Genomic DNA, 18,962 nt, shown 5'->3' with positions numbered 1-18,962 from the left:
CGACATGAGTATTGCTTGCTGGATATTTGCGGGGCTTCCATGGGAAAACTGATCGGCTATGTCCGGGTCTCGACCAGGGCCCAGGACACGGACCTGCAGATCCGGGATCTGCTCGCCAACGGCCTGGGCGCGGACAAGGTCCATCAGAAAGTCGGGCCCGAATGAGTGCCGATGCCGTTGAATGGCCTGTCGGAGGGTCGCCCGCCGCGCTGCTGGACCTCGCGCTGGCCGCGGCCGCGGCCGGGGCCGGGGTCCTGGCCGGCCGGAACGCGGCGGAACTGGATGTCACCAACAAGGGAGATTCGGGGGACTGGGTGACCGCCTTCGACCTCGCTGCGGAAACCGCCGTCCGGGACGTCATCACCGCGGCGCGGCCGTTGGATATCATCACCGGCGAGGAAGGGGGCACCGCCCTTCCGGCCACGCCCAGCGGTTACCGCTGGTCCATCGACCCGCTCGACGGCACCACGAACTTTATCCGCAACATCGTCTACTACGGCACCTCAGTGGCCGTGGCGGACTCCGAGGGTCTCTGGCTGGCCGGCGTCGTCAACGCCCCGGCGCTGGGCCGGACCTATTACGCATCCCGGGGCCGCGGCGCCTGGCTTGAGGAAAAAGGACAGCGCACCCAGCTCAACGGTCCCGTTGCCGGACGCACCGGGCAGATCCTAGCCACCGGGTTCAATTACGATCCGGCCCTCCGGGCGGAACAGATGGCGAACCTCGGCAGTATCATGGAGGGCTTCGCCGACGTGCGCCGGCTCGGGTCCGCAGCGCTGGACCTGTGCCTCGTGGCAGACGGCACCCATGACGCGTATGGCGAACGCGGCCTCCATGAACACGACTTCGCGGCCGGCGCCCTGATCGCCGAAGAGGCCGGCTGCTGGGTACAGCGCCCGAGGCTGACGAGCCCGCTGGCCGGCGGCCCGTCCGAGAACGAACGGCTGGCCGCCTGGACCTGCGCCGGGACGCTGGAACTCTCCGGGACGTTCCCGCTCTGACCGGCCGCGGTCAGCCCCGGGGCGGCCGACTACGACGCAATCGCCCGCATTACCGCCAACTGGGGTATTCATCTGACCGGCCTAGTTTTGGGTCCGCCATGGCCGGTCGGCGGCAGTGTGCTCCATGCTTGGCGGGTGGCCGCGGCGTGTAGGCGGAGTGGGGTGGGCTGGTTTGGGCCCGGGATCGGCGACTATGCCGCGGTAGCGTACCGGGTCGTGGGCGACGGCGAGTTGCAGCACGCGGAAGAAGATCAGGCCCGGGCTGGTGGAGTGGCGGCGGTTGAAGCGGAACACGAACTCGTTGAGGTAGGCCTGCAGGTGCGCCTCACCGACCGAGCCCTGGTGGGTGCCCAGCAGCCAGCGCTTGGCTAATGAAATGACGCGGTGGACCGCCGGCAACAATGACCCCGGGTCCTCGCCGCGGGCGCGGGCAGCGCGTTGGCTGCGCGGCTCGTGGCCATAGCCGAGCGCCCCGATGCCCTGGTAGCCGGCCCAGCCATCGGTGATGACCAGGGTGCCCGGTGCAACATTCTCCGCGACGAAGTGATGCAGTGACGGCCCCGTGGCATCCGTCAGCAACGCCATGCGGGCCCGGCCGAAACCCGCCGGTTCGGTGACCTCGACCGCGACACCGGCCAGGGCCTTCTTGCCGCGGGCACGCCCACCCTGCAATCCGGGTTCGTGCCCGCCGATGAATGTTTCATCGACCTCGACCACGCCGGCCAGCCGTTCCCGGCCCGGACGCACCAGCACCGAGCGCAACCGGTGCAGCATCGCCCACGCCGTCGGGTATGAGCCGATCCCCAGCGACCGTTGCAGGCCCTGGGCGGAGATGCCGTTCTTCTGCATGGAAAACAGCCAGCAGGCCGTGAACCACACCGTCAGCGGTGTCCGGCGGCGATCGAAGAGAGTCCCTGCCGTGACGGCCGTCCGGGCGCCGCAGGCAACACATTTGTGCCGCCCGTCGGCCATAACCCACCCGCCGGCATGCGAGCAGTGCGGGCAAACGAAGCCATCCGGCCAGCGCAGCCAATCCAGATAGTCCAGACAATCAGCATCGGTCGCAAACCACGCCCGAAACTCACCGGCAGAGCGCGGGTAATCCACCCCAGCCCGGGGCTGGAACTCGTCCACACCCTCATTTTAGTCCGGTCAGCTGACTACCCCAGACCACCAAATACATGTGGCCTCCTTGTATGTGGCGCCCGGAAGGCGCCGACTGGCCTCGAATGCTACGGCAGGGCGGTATCCGCGGATAGGCCGATTGTGGGCCACCCGGTAAACTCGACGGATTACCACAAATGACTTCAAGGAGACAGATATGGACCAGCTCATCCAGATCGGCGGATCGGTGCTGGTCCTTATCGCTTTTGGCCTGGCACAGCTGGGAATCCTGGACCACAAGTCCCGCCGCTACCTGCTGCTGAACACGTTCGGATCCGGTGTCCTGGCATTGCAGGCCCTGTTCAGCGCGCAGTGGGGCTTTCTGCTGCTGGAGGGTGTCTGGTCCATCATCTCGGCGATCAGCCTGGCCGGTGTGCTGCGCCGCGGACGACCGCGCCGCATAGGCACCCCGCCTTTCCAGCCTCCTCCCGCGGACGCCCCCGTCGCGTAGGCACCCCGCCTTTCCAGCCTCCTCCCGCGGACGCCCCCGTCGCGTAGGCACCCCCACTTTCCGCGGATCCCGTAGATATTGCGTAACTACTCAGCTGGTTCTTGGGCAGGGGCCGGTTCAGTTAATGGCGGGTTGCCAGGGGTTTCCGTTGTGGAGTAGGACTATCGCGTCGAACGCTGATTGGCCTTGTTTGGCTGCGGTGGAGAAGTAGGAACGCAACCGGCAGAATGCTTCGGCACCGGCCATGCTGCGCAGCCCGCCGGAGACTTTCATCTTGATCTTCAACGGCCGGATATCCCTCTCGGATCCATTGTTGGTGAACGGCACACGCAGGTCCGTGGCGAAGCGCAGCACCTCCTCACGGTGCCCGTCGAGTCGGTCAAGCAGGTTCACATGCTTGGGACGTTTCTTGGCGTGCTTGCCAGGATGGTGGACAGGGTTTGCCGCCCACCCGGCCTGGACGAGGGTTTCGTATCTTCGCTGGTACTGTGCCAGCAAGGCGGGGGCGAAGTGGGTCCCGCCGGCCTCCCTGCCACGGTGTGCGACACGGTTATTCTCAGCCAGCAGCCGCTCCATCGGCTGCGCCCAGCCTTCCTGGCCGTCGACTTCGGCCGTGGCCACCAACTCCCGGGACAGGTGGGCCCCGCAGACCGCGTGGATGACGTTCAGACGCCAGTAAGGTGCAAAGAAGTCCGTCGTGAGCACCGTATCTGGTTTCAGGGCCGTCAGCACCCCGGCGTCCTCCATCCCCTGGTACCCGCGCTTGGGCGAGACCGTGTACCGGGTCAACTTCTCCGTGCGGGCCGCGTGCACCCAGGCCAGTTTCCCGTCCACCCGGATCCCGGTCTCGTCGGCGCCAAGCACCGGTGCCCTCGACAATCCCCGGGCCAGGGCCTCATCGAAGCCGTCCAAGGCAGCGGCCGCACCAGCTTGCCAGCTGACCAACGAGCCCTGGCTGACCGGGGCCCGGACCACGTCGCTCATCAGTTCGGCGGTGCGTTTGAGCGGCAGGTGCTGGACGCTGAGCATGTAGACGCCCAGGGCCCGGTGGGCTGCTTAGGAGTTTTCGGACAGCGGATTAGTGGTTTTTCTACGCTGCCGCGGCCGGCTGCTGGTAACTGTAGTGGACTTCATTCGGTCGCCGGTAATCGAGTGCCGAATGGCGTCTGCGGCTGTTGTAGAACCCCTCGATGTAGCGGATGATGTCACTACGGGCCCGGTCCTTCGTGGCGTACGTCGTGCGGTACACGCGCTCGTTTTTCAGGGCCGAGAAGAAAGTTTCTGCCTGGCTGTTGTCCCAGCAAATGCCGGTTTTCCCCATGGATGAACGCATCCCCAAGCTGGCGACCAGGGCCCTGAACGAGGCTGAGGTGTAAACGCTCCCGCGGTCTGAATGCCAGATCGCGTTCGGCTCGATTCGTGTCGTGGCTGCGGCGTTGCGCAGGGCCCGTTCCACTAGTTCGGAGCGCATGTGGTCATCGATGGCCCAACCAACGACTTTCTTGGAATAGCAGTCGATGACCGTGGCCAGGTAGATGAAGCCCTGCCACGTATGGATGTACGTGATGTCTCCGACGAATTTGATGCCAGGCCGGTCGGCGGTGAAGTCCCGGCGGACCAGGTCCGGCATTGCGGCTGCCGCTTCTGCATCGGCGACCGTGGCGGTCCTGAAGGGCCGCGGCTGGCACGGAACCAGGCCTTCTTGCCTCATGATTTGGCGCACCAGTTCCGGGGAACACTCGGTCTCCTGGGCCGACAGGTCGGCGTGGATCCGGCGGTACCCGTAGGTCCCCTCGGATTCCTCAAAGAAATGCCGTACACGGGCGGTCAGTGCCGTCCTGCGGGCTGCGGTGGCCGAGACCGGGCGGGAGCGCCAGTGGTAGAACCCCCGAGCGGGAGACCTCCAACCACCGGCACATCTTCAACACCGCCGGCACCTTCTCGGTGGCCGCGTAGGAATCGATGAATTCATGCTTCGCCACTACCGTGGCTCCCGCACGAAGTATGCGGCCGCTTTTTTTAGGAACGCGGCCTCCGCCTTCAGTTCCTGGTTCTCACGTTCCAGTTCCTTGAGCCGGGCACGTTCGGAGACGTTCAACTCCGCCTCCGTCTCAATGCCACCGTGGGCTTGCCTGTACTTCTTCAGCCAATTGCGCAACGTCTCGGCGCCCACGCCGTATTCGGTGGCGACGGATTTGATGGGCTTGGACGAGTCGATGACTTCGCGGCACAGTTCATCCTTGAATTCCTGACTAAACCTGCGACGGGTTGATGACATTCTGGTGATTCCTCATTCCGGTAGTCCCCATCATTTCAGGGGTACCACTGTCCGAAATCCCCAGAGCAGCCCACTAAGGGGTGGCCGGTGAAGGCCACCCCTTAGCCTGCCTATACTCGTGGCCCTGGATGAGCAGGATTTCTTTACCAAGGAAGTCCGCATCCTGGGTGTCTATGCCGCTGGCGAGTTCCGGATGGCGCAAGAGGTCACTGTCTGACCCTGGCTGGGTGGGGTCGCGCGCCGCCGGGCACGCTGTGGCCTTCTCGCGCGCCGCCTGCGCGCTTGAAGTCATGGACGGCGCTACCGGCGGTGAACACGGAAGCGGTCATGATGGCCCCGTGCCCAGATAGGTAAGAAAGCCCAGGTGGCCCTCGTAACGGCCCAGAGCGTCGTCGATCACCTGTTGGCGCGTTACGCCCATCAGGTCGTAGCCCTCGGAGCCGGTCTGATCGAAGACTTCCGCGCGATAGTAAACGTCCGTTTCGTGGAATGTACGCCCACCGAACGTCGGCACCGGAGCTTCCACGGCCTCGATCTGATAGAGGAAATCGCGATGATCCGGAATGGGAACCACCAGCGCGTAACTGGAAATACCCGTGGATTCGTGCCGGACAATGTCCAAGGTGGCCTGGTGGCCCTGCTTGGTGAATTCCTCCACCAATTCGGCCAGTGCCGGCTCCACTGTGTGTTCCATGAACTGGGCTATTTCCATCTTCGAGGGATAGGACCGGATCCCCGTCAGCCTCTGCCGCCAGGTGCGGTCCGGCCCGTGGCCACCGTGCACGGCCTTCGCCTGCCGGCGCAGTTCCCGGCCCACACGTTGTGCCTGCTCCGTCCGCAACGCCTTCGCGAAGGAAGCCATCACCAGCCAGGCGATGATCGTCACCGGCAGGGCGAAGATCAGCGTGGCGTGCTCCATGGTGGTCACGCCGCCAGCCACCAGCATCGCAATGGTGAGCAGCGCGGTGAGGACGGCCCAGAAGATTCGTAGCCACTTGGCCCCGTCCTGCGACGGATCCTTGATGGTGGAGGAGAAATTGGACATCATCATGGCGCCGGAGTTGGCACTGGTGAGATAGAACAGCATGCCGGATAACGTACCCAACCCGATCAGGAAAGAGGCTCCGGGGAACATCCCGAGCAGTGCGTACCAGCCTCGTTCCGGGCTGTCGATGGCGAGTTCGGCGAACTTTGTGTTGCCGCTCAAAACCTCGTGCATGGCGCTGTTGCCGAAGATGCTCACGACCAGGAAATCGCACAGCACGGGGGCGGTGATCGCAGCTATGACGAACTCGCGCAGCGTCCGGCCGCGGGAGATACGTGCCAGGAACAGGCCCACGAACGGCCCCCAGGCAAGCCAGAAGGCCCAGAAGAACAGGGTCCAGCCGGCCATCCAATCCGAACCGCCCGCATCGTACGCGAACGTTTCCAGCGTGCGGCCGGGCAGGGTGACGGCAAAGCGGCCGATGTTTTCCACCAGGGCGTTGAGCAGGAACGCGGTCTGGCCGGTCACGAGTATGTACAGCAGCAAGGCCGCGGCGACCCAGATGTTCAGCTCCGCGATCCAGCGGATTCCTTTGTCAACGCCGGACGTGCACGAGGCGATGGTCAGTACGACGGCGACAATCACCAGCGCGATCTGCAGGGCCAAGCCTTGCTCCAGACCAAAAATTATGGAGAAGCCGATATCCAGCAGGACCACGCCGATTCCCATGGCCGTGGCCACGCCGAAGACAGTGCCCACCAGGGTGACGATGTCGATCGTGTCACCGATGCCACCCTTGACGCGCTTCCCCAGCAAAGGGTACAGGGCCGACCTAATCGACAGCGGCATGCCCCACCGGTAGGCGAAATACCCCATGGCCATTCCAAGGAGCGCATACATGGACCAGCCAGCCACACCGTAGTGGAACATGGTCCAGACCACGGCGTCCTGGGCGGCGGCCGCCGTTTGGCCGGTCCCTTCCGGAGGATGCATATATTGAGTGATGGGTCCGGTCACGGAGTAGAACAGCATGTCGATTCCCACACCGCAGGCGAACAGTTGGGCCACCCACGTGAAAAGCTTGTACTGGGGCCGGGAGTGGTCCGGGCCCATCCGGACCGACCCCACCTTGGACAGGGCCACCCACAGGACAAAACCGATCACTACAGTGACGGTGAGGACGTAAAACCAGCCGAGGTTCTGCGCGATCCAGGCCACCACCGTTGTCATGGTGTTCTCTGCGTTGGTGGGCATCAGCATCGCCCAGAGCGTGAAGGCGATGATAATGGTTGAAGCGATGATGAAGACGCGCCAGTTAACCCTGGGGCCGCCGTCTTTAATGAGTTGTGGGGGCGCTGTGTTAGCGTCTTTGTCTTTGTCGATGATGGTGGTACTCAAGGGTCCCGCTCCAATTTTTGGTCCAGGCTGCGTGAAGCACAGCACGTCATTGTGGTGTTCGCGGCCTTTTCCTGGTAGGTCAGATAGAGATTCCGGTGCCGAGGTGCCCTCGGCGCCGGAACTTCCAATCGGATGCCGCTATGATGCAGATTCACCGTGAACGGGTGGCTCTCGTCCAGCTCGGTCGTGCCAAAGGCTTCTTAATACAGGCGGACCAGCGGCCAAGATCCCGCGCTTGGCCCGAGATTGTATCCAGGAAGGCAGCCGGCCCGCAGACGTAGAGGTGAGTTCCGAGTTTCTGGATGGTGAAATTTTCCGTCAGAACCTTCTGGAAGGTACCGCGATCAGTGCATTCTGCCAGCCCCGGTCCCGGAAATTTCCTCGTTCCCCATGCGCGCCCCCGCCCAAGGTATGATTCCGATTCCTGCCGCAACGGGCAGATTGTGCGTGGCTGTTGCCGCTGGGGCGAAGGTACTGCGAGGACGTGAAACATGCACACGGTCACCGATCGCGAACCGATGCATTGCCAGGGAGTCGCCAGCACCGTCTTCGATCTGGAGGACCGAAGACGGTGCAACCAAACGGGGCGCTGCCTAAACCGGTGAGCGAATAGGCATTAACGCCGCTGGATTCGGCTCGCGAGGTCTTCTTTAGGATGACATGGAGCCGTGAGCGGTGAAGAAACCCAGACCGTAGTCAGGGGTTTCAAACGTCACTTCTGCTCCCTTGGGGAAAAATAGGACATCGCGCTCCTTCGCGTGTGTCACTTCCCCTGTCGCCCGGTCGGTGAGGATGAACTCACCCTTGATGACAACTTTCATCTCGTCGCAGGTGTACGTGTACACCAGGGGCTCGGAGGCCTTCAGCTCGAAGAATCCGGAACTCATGACTGAACCGTTGGGGTGGGTGAGGGAGTCAGCGATTGCGGCGTCACATCCAGGGACGTTCATTGACGGCAGTCCGATATAACCGTTTTCCACCTTGTGAATGGATCCGGTCTTGCTCAGTGTTCCTACGGTGAGGGTTTCCATGGTTTTCTCCTGTGGATAGTGGTGTGAAAGCCTGACTTATCTTTGTCAGAACTGTGTAATATTGATAGCCGTTAGCGTTGCGTGTTTGCTCCTGCAGCACTCATAACGGCTCTCCCGGTCAATGAAATTTCTGGTACTGATCGACAGGGTTCCGCATCGGAACGCCTGTCCTGGTCGCTGTCAGAAGATCACGTAGAGTTTGCGCAGTGTCTCGTGAATCTCCCAGTTGCCACTCCAGCCCCGAGGGATGAAGACCGTGTCTCCGGGACCCAGGAACTCAGGCTCGCCGCCGTCGGGGGTAATTGTCATCGAGCCTGAAAGAACGTGCACAAATTCGTTTGTTTCAAGGACCCAGCGGGAGGGTCCTGCGGTGCATTCCCAGATGCCAGATTCGGCACCGTCCTCGTCCTTCCACAGGTAGACTCCGCGAGTGTCCATCTGATGCCCCGTCGCTTCAGGACAAGGGCCCCAGTCATCCAGCTCCGTAACGTTCCCTGCATCGCGGATAAGGCGGGCGGAGATGGAGGCTGTCTTTTCAGTCATTGTTTTGCCTTTCGTGTGGGCTACCAGTCACGTCTGCCGATAGAGGTTCTACTTTTTGTTTCATTGCGGAAAGGCCTATATTTCGGAGTATCGGAAGGAGTGCGACTCGAGACCTTCGGGGTTGGGGCCGTAAATGGTGACCATTCGCGCGTAGACGGGTGCCCAGTATCGGCCCAGACGGCCGGGATTGACACGCGCCGAGTCGCCCGGCTTCAGGATGACAGTCTTGCCTTCGCTCTCGATATGGAGTTCGCCTTCCAGCACGAAAGCAGTCTCGCTGTGCGGGTGAAAGTCCTCCCAGGCACAGGCCTTCAGCTCCCACTCCGAGAGTATGAAGTCATCCCATTTGCCGTTGGGGTGGGAATTTATGAATCTGCAGCGCAATCGACCCCATTCGCCCTCCATGGCCGTCATGGGCTTCGCTTGCCAGAAGTCGATCGCTTCCCTGGACGTCAGTGTCGGGAGCTGAGGAGTGGTTGTGGACATTGTCTTTAACCGTTTCGCTAGTGGGGAGAATCTGCTGTGCAGCGTGCCTTGGTGGATCTCGGTGACATTGCACCAGCGTGATGCGGGTCACTTCGCTGTGAATACTTTGACATGGACGAATGTTCAAGTCAACGGTTCATGTCGACTCTTTAAAAACCTTTGTCTGAATGCATGTCTTGTCTCATCTGATTTCCTTCATTTCGCCGTGGGTTCAGGTGGCGTGTCCGGTTGTCGTCCATGCCGCCTTTCATGGCGCAGACGATGGCGAAAAGGCAGGCAGTGGCGGGGAAGTGGGCCTTGATGTGGGTGACGGCATTGCAGGCCTAGAAGTCCAGGATTCTGAATGAGCAGGCCGTGTTGAGAGGGCGGCTCCGAGACTGTCAAGCGCCGGGTTTGATGGAGGTCCGGTTTCACCCGTTTCACCGATGTGGTACCGGGCTGGTGTGGCTGGAAGGTTGCCTCGGCCTCCACCGGCGGGATGTGGCCGATCTCCCCGTGGAGTCTCACAGTTGTACCAGTCCACGAAGCACCGATGAAGGCCCAGGCGTCATGGACTGACGCGAAGTGCACGGGGAATTCCGGACCGTATTTCAGGGTCTTGAACAGCCCCTGGAAATATGGGGTGTCGTTGCTCACCCGCGGCCTGGAGTGCGAGCGGATGACCTCCAAATCCGCCAGCAGCGCGGCCACCGTTTTGGAGGTCATGGATGTCCCCCCGGTCCGCGTGCACGACCTGCGGGACGCCGTGGATGCCGAAGATTTCCTTCATCATTTCCACGGCCAACGCCCCGGATTCGGTGGCGTGCACGTGCGCGCCGACGATGAACCTCGAATGGATGTCGACCATCATGTAGCAGTCGAAATACTTGCCCCTGAGCGGACCGGCAAGCTCGGGAATGGTCCGGGGCGGGTGCTTGGCCAGCCGGCGGCGTTCCTTGACCTGTTTGTTTTCCTCCAGCACCCGGTAAAGGTCGACAGCGATCCCAGATAGATCCCCGCATCCAGCAGCTTGGCATCGACCTGCATGGGGCCAGGTCCACGAACTCGGGTGAATTCAGCGCCGCCAGGATGCCGGCCCTCTTCGGTGGAACTGAGCTTGTTCTTGGGCACCACCGCCGCATGGTCCCGCGGCGGGGCCGGTTTGCGGTTCGCCGTCGTCCGCGAAACACCCGTCAACGATGCGGCCTTCCGTGCGGGGATCTTCAATTCCAGCATCGACCGATGCGTGGCCATCAGTGCTTCTTGGACCGGGGCTCGTCCGGGATATCCTGTGAGGCGCTCTCTATGAACGCTTGCAGTTTTCCCATCAGCTCCAAGGCTGCCTCGGTCTTCTTCAACCGGCTCTCGCTCACCTCCAGCTGGCGGCGCAGCCGCGCATTCTCGGCCTGCTCCGCCGACGGTTTCCCCATCGGCTCACCGGCCTTCTTCCCGGCCAGGACCCCGGCGTCACGCAGCCGGCGCTACTCGGTCATCTGCGAGGAATACAGCCCTTCCCGGCGCAGGAACGCACCACCCTCATTGCCCTGGCATGCGGTCTCGTACGCGGTCAAAAACTCGAGCTTCTGCACCGGGGTCAACGACCGGCGAGGCCTCGGCCCACCGGCCCGGGACTACTCATGGAACCATCTTCGCGCACCGCACTCAAAACTGGACTGGACTTGCTATGAGCCCCTGGTACCGTTCCAGCCTGACACATAGGGGTGCTTCGACGGGGCACAGATTGCCCCCGTGCTCCCGGGTTCATGCCTGTCACCGGAGTCCGTGGCTGTGTGCCAGGGCGATGGCCTCGGTGCGCGAGCCGACCCCGAGCTTCTTGAACAGGTTCCGCACGTGGAACTTGACCGTGTTCTCGCTGATGCCCAGCGTTGATGCGATGGTGCGGTTGCGGTGTCCGGCGGCAAGGTGCTGGAGCACTTCTAGTTCCCGGGCGGCAAGGTTCCATCCGGCGACATCCCCGGCAGGGCGTGTCGGCAGGTCCAGGGGGAGCGAGACGAAGATGTCCGCACCCCAGCCGGGCATGACGTCCATCCGCAGGTGCCCGGTGAGCGCCTGGACCCGGCGCTCAAGGCCGCTGATGCTCGGCGTGTCGGCGGAGAGTGTGCCGCGGCCGTCGTCTCGGACGTTGATCAGCAGGTTTTCGCCGTCGCAGTCCCACTGCGTCCGGATCCTGCTGATGTCGGTTTGTTCCATCATGGCCAGCACAAGTCCGCGGACGATGGCCCGTGCCGCGTGGGCAACTTCGCCGGGCAGGTCCCGGCCATTCAGCGGCGGTTCGATGAACTCGACCTCAACGCCGCTGAACCGGGTGAGCGGCCGCAGGTCCTCCCGCAGGCGTTCGAAGGCCTTGGCGACGGGTTCTTTCGCCAGATCGGTCGTGCGGTCGCTGAGGGTGCGGAGCCCGACCAAGGCCTTGGCGGCGAGGTCGGTGACGGTTGTGCGGGCCGCTGCATCCGCCAAGGAGGACGAGCGCAGGGCAGCCAGGAGGGTCTCCAGGGTCGTGGAGTGCAGATCGGTCAATTCCGCCGTCACACGGATGCGTTCAGCTGAGGCCGCCCGCGATTCCAGCAGATACGACGGCGGTGCATCGGCCACTTTCTCCTGGATCCGCCGGGCAGCAAGACGCCACAAATACGTCACCATGTCCAGCCCGGCGTTGTGCCCCGGGCCGGCCGGGTGGGGATCCGTGAGGACGAGGAGGGCATGGCTGGGGGCATACTTCAGGGCGAGCACCGGGCGTGGCCGGCCTGCAATCTCGGCCTCCCCGAACCAGGGGGTCTCATCCGTGAGGGCAGCTCGAAGATTATCCAGCTCGGCGATGGAGACCCGGGAAATGATCTCTTCCTCACCTGCCTTCTTCTGTGGCCGCCCCGTGCAGTCTTCGGTGAAGATGACCAGCGAGCTGCTTCCCAGATAGGGGAGCGAGGCGTTCCGCAGCTGCTCCGCGATATGGGTCAGGGGCGCGTCGGCCAATGTTGCTATGGCCTGCAAAAGCGGCCAGTGCGGGTCAGGACTAGGCGCGGTGGATTCCTGCAGCGATCGGTGGGTGGCTGAGCTCATCGAAGCAGTCTACCGGGGGCGGCCACGTCCGACCAGTCCGAATGGGTAGTAAGAACCGTCAGAAAACAGTGTTACACCTACCCGTTCGTTTCGCGAGGATGGGTATCAGCCAGAAAACATCCGTGCGGCCACTACCGGCCGATGACCGAATCGAAGGGGATTAATCGTGAATCCGACAGCAACTTTGGTGACCACCTTGTCAGATCCTAAATCAGCAACACTCGACTGGACGCCCGAAGACCAGCGCGCGGTGGACACCGCACGAGTTCTGGCCGCCGATGCGGTCGAGAAGGTCGGCAACGGCCACCCCGGCACCGCGATGTCCCTGGCTCCCGCCGCCTACCTTCTCTTCCAGAAGCTGATGTGCCATGACCCGTCCGATCCGGATTGGCTGGGCCGCGACCGTTTCATCCTTTCCCCCGGCCACTCCTCGCTGACGCTGTACATCCAGCTGTTCCTCTCCGGGTACGGCCTGGAGCTGGAGGACCTGCAGGCCCTGCGCACCTGGGGTTCGCTGACGCCGGGCCACCCGGAGTACAAGCACACCAAGGGTGTCGAGATCACCACCGGCCCGCTGGGCCAGGGCCTGGCTTCCTCCGTGGGCTTCGCGTACTCCCAGCGCCGGATGCGCGGCCTGTTCGACGCCGATGCTCCTGCCGGAGAAAGCCCGTTCGACCACACCATCTGGGTCATCGCCTCCGACGGCGACATCCAGGAAGGCGTCACGTCCGAGGCCTCCTCCCTGGCCGGCCACCAGGAACTGGGCAACCTCGTGGTGGTCTACGACGAGAACCACATCTCCATCGAGGACGACACCGACATCGCCTTCACCGAGGACGTCCTCGGCCGCTACGAGGCCTACGGCTGGCACACCCAGCGCGTGGACTGGACCAAGACGGGCGAATACGTGGAGGACATTGCCGAGCTGTACACGGCGCTGCTGAAGGCCAAGGCCGAGACCTCCAAGCCGTCCATCATCTCGCTGCGCACCATCATCGGGTACCCGGCCCCCAAGAAGCAGAACACCGGCAAGATCCACGGTTCAGCGCTCGGTGCCGACGAAGTCGCGGGCCTAAAGGAAGTCCTGGGCTTCGACCCCGCCAAGTCCTTCGAGGTCGACCCGGCCGTGCTGGCCCACGCCCGCTCCGTCGTCGACCGCGGTGCCGCCGCGCGCAGCGCATGGGACGAGTCCTTCACCGCCTGGCAGTCGGCCAACCCCGAGGGTGCTGCCCTGCTGGAGCGCATCGAAGCCAAGAAGCTTCCGGCCGGACTCGACGCCGCCCTGCCCTCCTTCGAAGCAGGCAAGGACGTCTCCACCCGTGCCGCCTCCGGCAAGGTGCTCAACGCGATCGGCCCGGTCCTGCCCGAGCTCTGGGGCGGATCCTGCGACCTCGCGGAGTCCAACAACACCACCATCGAGGGTTCGCCGTCGTTCATCCCCGCCTCCCGCTCCACGGAAACGTGGAAGGGCAACCCGTACGGCCGGGTGCTGCACTTCGGCATCCGCGAGCACGCCGCTGCCTCCATCGTGAACGGCATCCACCTCGCGGGCCCGACCCGGGCGTTCTCCGGCACGTTCATGATCTTCTCCGACTACCAGCGCCCGGCGATCCGCCTCTCCGCCCTGATGGGCGTTCCCTCCATCTATGTGTGGTCGCACGATTCCATCGGCCTCGGCGAAGACGGCCCCACGCACCAGCCGGTGGAGCAGCTCTCCTCGCTGCGTGCGATCCCGGGCCTGGACGTGGTCCGCCCCGGCGATGCCAACGAGGTGCCCCAGGCGTGGAAGCAGATCCTGGAGAACACCTCCAACCCGGCCGGCATCGTGCTGACCCGCCAGAACATCCCCACGTACGCCCGCTCCGAGGGTGCCGCCACGGCCGAGCTCTTCGGCTCCGCCGACGGCGTCGCCAAGGGCGGCTACGTGCTGGCCGAGTCCACCGCGAACGGCGCCGTTGTGGCCCCGCAGGTGCTGCTCATCGCCACCGGTTCCGAGGTGCAGCTGGCCGTCGAGGCCCGCGAGGCCCTGCAGGCCGAGGGCATCCCCACCCGCGTCATCTCCATGCCGTGCGTGGAGTGGTTCAACGCCCAGACGGACGAGTACAAGGAATCCGTCCTTCCCGCCGCCGTCAAGGCCCGCGTCTCCGTTGAGGCCGGCCTGGCGCTGGGCTGGCGCGAATTCGTCGGCGACGCCGGCCGTTCCATCTCGCTGGAGCACTTCGGCGCCTCGGCCGACTACAAGCGCCTGTTCCAGGAGTTTGGCATCACGGCAGAAGCAGTCGCCGCCGCGGCCAAGGATTCCCTTTCCGCCGCAGGCAACTAACAACCAACTGCCCTGCGGCCGGTGCCGCGGGACGGACCACGGCCGTCCCGCGGCACCGGGGCCAACCGTCATCATTTTCGAAGGAAGAAGCAGAAGCCATGACCAATGCAACACCCACCGCACAGCTTTCCGACGCCGGTGTATCCATCTGGCTGGACGACCTTTCCCGCGAACGGCTCTCCAGCGGCAGCCTGCAGAGGCTCATCGACGAAAAGAACGTCGTCGGCGTGACCACCAACCCATCCATCTTCCAGGCCGCGATCACCTCCGGCACGGACTACGACGCGAAGATCGCCGACCTTGCCGCGCAGGGCGCCAGCCTTGAGGAGACGATCTTCGAGATCACCACCGCCGACGTCGCCGACGCTTGCGACCTCTTCGCCTCCATCGCCAAGTCCACCAAGGGCGTCGACGGCCGCGTCTCCATCGAGGTCGACCCGCGCAAGGCCTGGGACACCAAGGGCACCATCGCCGAGGCCAAGCAGCTCTACAAGAAGGTCAACAAGGACAACGTCCACATCAAGATCCCGGCAACCCTGGAAGGTCTGGCCGCCATCGCAGAAACCCTGGGCGAAGGCATCAGCGTCAACGTCACGCTGATCTTCTCGCTGGAGCGCTACCGGGCCGTCATCAACGCCTTCCAGACGGGTCTGAAACTGGCCAAGGACAACGGCCACGACCTCTCCACCATCCACTCGGTGGCATCGTTCTTCGTCTCCCGCGTGGACACCGAGATCGACAAGCGTCTGGACGCCATTGGCACCGATGAAGCCAAGGCGCTGAAGGGCAAGGCGGGCGTTGCCAATGCCCGTCTCGCCTACCAGGTCTATGAAGAGCTCTTCTCCACCGAGCGCTGGGCCGTGCTGGCGGCTGCCGGCGCCCGGCCGCAGCGTCCCCTGTGGGCCTCCACCGGTGTGAAGGACCCGGCCCTGCCGGACACCCTGTACGTGACCGGGCTGGCAGCTGCCGACGTCGTGAACACCATGCCGGAAAAGACCCTCGACGCCACCTTCGACCACGGCGTGGTCGAAGGTGACACCATCACCGGCACCTACACGGAAGCAAAAGGCGTGCTCAACGCCCTCGAAGGCGTCGGCGTCTCCTACAACGACGTCGTCGCACTCCTGGAATCCGAAGGGCTGGAGAAGTTCGTGGCCAGCTGGAAGGAACTGTTGGCCGACGTCGACGAAGCCCTCGCCGCTGCACGGCAGGCAGCCTAACCCACCGAGCACTCCCTGCTGCGGCGCCACCGATGCTCCGCAGCAGGGAGCACCACCAAGGGTTTTCGCTAAGGACTACACCCTGTGGGTCCCGATGCTGAATCCGCCATGCGTCCCGGCTGCGTGGATACGACCTTGGGGGTCTCCACGCAGCCGAGGCCAACGAGCAGCCGGCGCAGTTCCAGGCCCTGTTCCGCAAGATCCGACCGATACCGAAAGGCAGACACCATGCCCAGTGTGCCCCCGAAGTGCTGCATCAACCCCAGCATCCTCTCGGCCGATTTCGTCAACCTCGAGGCCGAGCTGGCCCGCATCAGCAATGCCGATGCCGTGCATGTGGATGTCATGGACAACCACTTCGTGCCGAACCTGACCATCGGCCTGCCCGTCGTGGAACGGCTGCAAAAGGTCAGCCCCGTGCCGTTGGACGCCCATCTGATGATTTCCAATGTCGACCGCTGGGCGCCGCAGTTCGCCGACGCCGGTCTGAGCTCGGTGACGTTTCATGTAGAGGCGTCCGATGCACCGATCAAGCTCGCCCGCGAACTTCGCGCCCGGGGGGCCAAGGCCGGCATGGCGCTGCGCCCGGCCACCCCGGTGGAACCGTACTTGGACATGCTCCCCGAGCTGGACATGCTGTTGATCATGACGGTGGAGCCCGGCTTTGGAGGCCAGGCGTTCCTGGACGTCATGCTGCCCAAGATCCGCCGCGCCCGAGCGGCGGTCGATGGGTCGGGGGTGGACGTGGCCATCCAAGTCGACGGCGGGATCACGGAGGAAACCATCATCCGCGCAGCGGAGGCGGGTGCCAACGTCTTCGTGGCCGGATCGGCGGTGTACGGCAGGCCATCGCCTGCGGACGCCATCGAATCGCTGCGTGCGAAAAGCCAGCTCGCCTTCGCCCCGGCGACACTGCACTTCAATGACATTGCACTCCAACAAGCCTAAAGGACCACTCATGCGCGTTCACATTGCCACCGACCACGCCGGCCTCGAGCTCAGCACCCACCTCATCTCCGCGTTGAGCGCCAAGGGCTACGAGATGGTCGACCACGGGCCGACCGAGTACGACGCCGAGGACGACTACCCGAGCTTCTGCATCAACGCCGCATCCGCCGTCGTGGCAGACCAGGCTGCCGGCATGGATGCGTTGGGCATCGTGCTGGGCGGCTCCGGCAACGGTGAGCAGATCGCCGCGAACAAGGTCAAAGGCGCGCGCGCGGCCCTGGCCTGGAACCTGAGCACGGCCACGCTGGCCCGCGAGCACAACGACGCCAATGTGGTGGCCGTGGGCGGGCGCCAGCACAGCGTGGAGGAGGCCACCGAGATCATCGAGGCCTTCCTTGCCGAGCCCTTCAGCAATGCCGAGCGCCACGAGCGCCGCATTGGCAAGATCGCCAGCTATGAAACCACCGGCGAGGTTGCCGAATAGCTTGGCGCTTCACCAACGGCGTCGGCGCGGGTTCGCCAAAAGGGGAGTGATGCTCCCGGAGGCTGGGCTGTGTGGCGGGCGTGCCCTGAACACTGGGCAATGACCTCGCCGCGACTGATTAATCGTGTGGCTTCGACATCGCGGCGGAGTGGGTCAATTCCGTCCGGTACCGGATCCCACGCCACAGCCGTTGGATTCGCGCAACGCACAGGTGTACCCAGCACCGACGACTGCGCAGTGGCAACACACCCCGGCGGGGCAGGCATCGCAGAGCCACCCACAGGCCAAGCTCACCCCTTATTAACGCTACGAAGAAGCCGCCTTCCCGTTCGGTTGAAAACCTAATGGACGGCGGAGTATGCCCTGACCGGCCGGGAAGGGCCCATGGACGAATCTCATACAAGGAGCCAGCATGCCCATCGCAACCCCTGAAATCTACGCAGAGATGATCGACCGCGCCAAGGCCGGCGGCTTCGCCTACCCCGCGGTCAACGTCACGTCCTCCCAGACGCTGAGCGCCGCACTGCGCGGGTTTGCCGACGCCGGTTCCGACGGCATCATCCAGGTCACCACCGGTGGATCCGCCTACTGGTCCGGTTCCTCCGTGAAGAACATGGTCACCGGTTCGCTGGCCTTCGCGGCCTACGCGCGCGAGGTTGCCAAGCACTACGACATCAACGTCGCCCTGCACACCGACCACTGCCCCAAGGGCCACCTGGCCGACTTCGTGCTGCCCCTGCTGGCCGAGTCCGAGGCCGCCGTCAAGCGCGGCGAAAACCCGATCTTCCAGTCCCACATGTGGGACGGCTCCGCCGAAACCCTCGATGAGAACCTGCGCATCGCCCGCGAAATGCTGGACCGCGCCGCTGCCGCCAAGATCATCCTCGAAATCGAGATCGGCGCCGTGGGCGGCGAGGAGGATGGCGTGGAGAACGCCATCAACGACAAGCTGTACTCCACGGTTGCCGATGGCATGGCCACGGTCGAGGCCCTGGGCTCCGGCGAGAACGGCCGCTACATCACCGCGCTGACCTTCGGCAACGTGCACGGCGTCTACAAGCCCGGCAACGTCAAGCTGCGCCCGGAGATCCTCAAGGACATCCAGGCCCAGGTCGGTGCCAAGGTGGGCAAGGCCAACCCGTTCGACCTCGTCTTCCACGGCGGCTCCGGCTCCACCGAGCAGGAAATCAAGGACGCCGTCTCCTACGGTGTCATCAAGATGAACATTGACACGGACACGCAGTACGCGTTCACCCGCCCGGTGGCCGGCCACATGCTTGCCAACTACGATGGCGTGCTGAAGGTTGACGGGGAGGTCGGGAACAAGAAGCTCTACGACCCGCGCGTCTGGGGCGCACTGGCCGAGGCCGGAATGGCTGCCCGTGTCGGCGTTGCCGCCCAGGAGCTCGGCTCCGCAGGCAAGACGTTCAAGTAGACATGGGCGAATCGTTCCGCACCAACCTGCTCGGCCCGGAGCCCACGCTCCTGCCGGTCGAGACCGAGGCCTACGAACAGTTGGAAGCGGACTAGGAAGCATTGAACCTCGCGGGAAAGCAGCGGTCCTGACCATACGGCAGTGCAATGCCAGCCTTC

General features: G+C 64.0%; 15 protein-coding genes and 2 pseudogenes. 8 read left to right on the top strand and 9 right to left on the bottom strand.

The features are described 5' to 3' along the window. Positions 1-39: 39 nt before the first annotated feature. Positions 40-165 (top strand): hypothetical protein, encoded by a 126-nt coding sequence (locus ACQCSX_RS21670; RefSeq protein WP_427019164.1) that lies wholly within the window; start codon positions 40-42, stop codon positions 163-165. Then, positions 162-1,001: an inositol monophosphatase family protein gene (locus ACQCSX_RS21665; RefSeq protein WP_427019163.1), complete on the top strand. Its 840-nt coding sequence runs from the start codon at positions 162-164 to the stop codon at positions 999-1,001. The genes ACQCSX_RS21670 and ACQCSX_RS21665 overlap by 4 nt, the downstream gene beginning before the upstream one ends. Before the next feature lie 81 nt (positions 1,002-1,082). On the opposite strand, the gene ACQCSX_RS21660 is transcribed toward ACQCSX_RS21665, so the two are convergent. Beyond that, positions 1,083-2,135, bottom strand: a complete 1,053-nt coding sequence (locus ACQCSX_RS21660) for an IS1595 family transposase (protein ID WP_427019162.1) — start codon at positions 2,133-2,135, stop codon at positions 1,083-1,085. Between the two features lie 187 nt (positions 2,136-2,322). Between ACQCSX_RS21660 and ACQCSX_RS21655 the strand changes: the two genes are divergently transcribed. Further along, positions 2,323-2,616, top strand: a complete 294-nt coding sequence (locus ACQCSX_RS21655; RefSeq protein ID WP_427019161.1) for a CBU_0592 family membrane protein — start codon at positions 2,323-2,325, stop codon at positions 2,614-2,616. A 117-nt stretch (positions 2,617-2,733) separates the two neighbouring features. Here the strand turns inward: ACQCSX_RS21655 and tnpC are convergent, their stop codons facing one another. The 8 genes and pseudogenes from tnpC to ACQCSX_RS21615 form a co-directional block, all read right to left on the bottom strand. Next, the gene (tnpC, locus tag ACQCSX_RS21650; RefSeq protein WP_427019160.1) at positions 2,734-3,645 is read right to left on the bottom strand and encodes an IS66 family transposase; all 912 of its coding nucleotides are present in this window, start codon (positions 3,643-3,645) and stop codon (positions 2,734-2,736) included. Between the two features lie 61 nt (positions 3,646-3,706). Next, a pseudogene (locus ACQCSX_RS21645) lies at positions 3,707-4,894 on the bottom strand (IS3 family transposase). A 325-nt stretch (positions 4,895-5,219) separates the two neighbouring features. After that, positions 5,220-7,220, bottom strand: a complete 2,001-nt coding sequence (gene betT / locus ACQCSX_RS21640; protein WP_427019280.1) for a choline BCCT transporter BetT — start codon at positions 7,218-7,220, stop codon at positions 5,220-5,222. Between the two features lie 707 nt (positions 7,221-7,927). Further along, positions 7,928-8,308, bottom strand: a complete 381-nt coding sequence (locus tag ACQCSX_RS21635) for a cupin domain-containing protein (protein ID WP_427019159.1) — start codon at positions 8,306-8,308, stop codon at positions 7,928-7,930. A gap of 180 nt (positions 8,309-8,488) precedes the next feature. After that, positions 8,489-8,851 (bottom strand): cupin domain-containing protein, encoded by a 363-nt coding sequence (locus ACQCSX_RS21630; protein WP_427019158.1) that lies wholly within the window; start codon positions 8,849-8,851, stop codon positions 8,489-8,491. A 75-nt stretch (positions 8,852-8,926) separates the two neighbouring features. Beyond that, positions 8,927-9,337, bottom strand: a complete 411-nt coding sequence (locus tag ACQCSX_RS21625) for a cupin domain-containing protein (protein ID WP_427019157.1) — start codon at positions 9,335-9,337, stop codon at positions 8,927-8,929. 508 nt (positions 9,338-9,845) lie between these two features. Next, positions 9,846-10,914, bottom strand: a pseudogene (locus tag ACQCSX_RS21620) (transposase); the annotation flags it as partial. Between the two features lie 172 nt (positions 10,915-11,086). Further along, entirely contained in the window at positions 11,087-12,394 is a 1,308-nt protein-coding gene (locus tag ACQCSX_RS21615; RefSeq protein ID WP_427019156.1) for a LuxR C-terminal-related transcriptional regulator, read from the bottom strand. 196 nt (positions 12,395-12,590) lie between these two features. Here ACQCSX_RS21615 and tkt point away from each other — a divergent pair, with 196 nt between their 5' ends. The 5 genes from tkt to fbaA all read left to right on the top strand — a co-directional run bounded on the left by tkt (position 12,591) and on the right by fbaA (position 18,804). Then, positions 12,591-14,717: a transketolase gene (gene tkt, locus ACQCSX_RS21610; protein ID WP_427019155.1), complete on the top strand. Its 2,127-nt coding sequence runs from the start codon at positions 12,591-12,593 to the stop codon at positions 14,715-14,717. 98 nt (positions 14,718-14,815) lie between these two features. Continuing rightward, entirely contained in the window at positions 14,816-15,937 is a 1,122-nt protein-coding gene (gene tal / locus ACQCSX_RS21605) for a transaldolase (protein ID WP_427019154.1), read from the top strand. 228 nt (positions 15,938-16,165) lie between these two features. Then, the gene (gene rpe, locus ACQCSX_RS21600; protein ID WP_427019153.1) at positions 16,166-16,885 is read left to right on the top strand and encodes a ribulose-phosphate 3-epimerase; all 720 of its coding nucleotides are present in this window, start codon (positions 16,166-16,168) and stop codon (positions 16,883-16,885) included. Positions 16,886-16,895: 10 nt separating this feature from the next. Then, positions 16,896-17,369, top strand: a complete 474-nt coding sequence (locus ACQCSX_RS21595) for a ribose-5-phosphate isomerase (RefSeq protein ID WP_427019152.1) — start codon at positions 16,896-16,898, stop codon at positions 17,367-17,369. Positions 17,370-17,766: 397 nt separating this feature from the next. Then, complete coding sequence (gene fbaA, locus ACQCSX_RS21590; protein ID WP_427019279.1) at positions 17,767-18,804, top strand: class II fructose-bisphosphate aldolase; 1,038 nt, start codon at positions 17,767-17,769, stop codon at positions 18,802-18,804. The last annotated feature ends 158 nt before the right edge of the window (positions 18,805-18,962 follow it).

Origin of the sequence: Pseudarthrobacter sp. P1 (genome assembly GCF_050156935.1) — a bacterium.
Lineage (GTDB): Bacteria > Actinomycetota > Actinomycetes > Actinomycetales > Micrococcaceae > Specibacter.
This window is presented reverse-complemented; position numbering and strand designations above follow the sequence as displayed.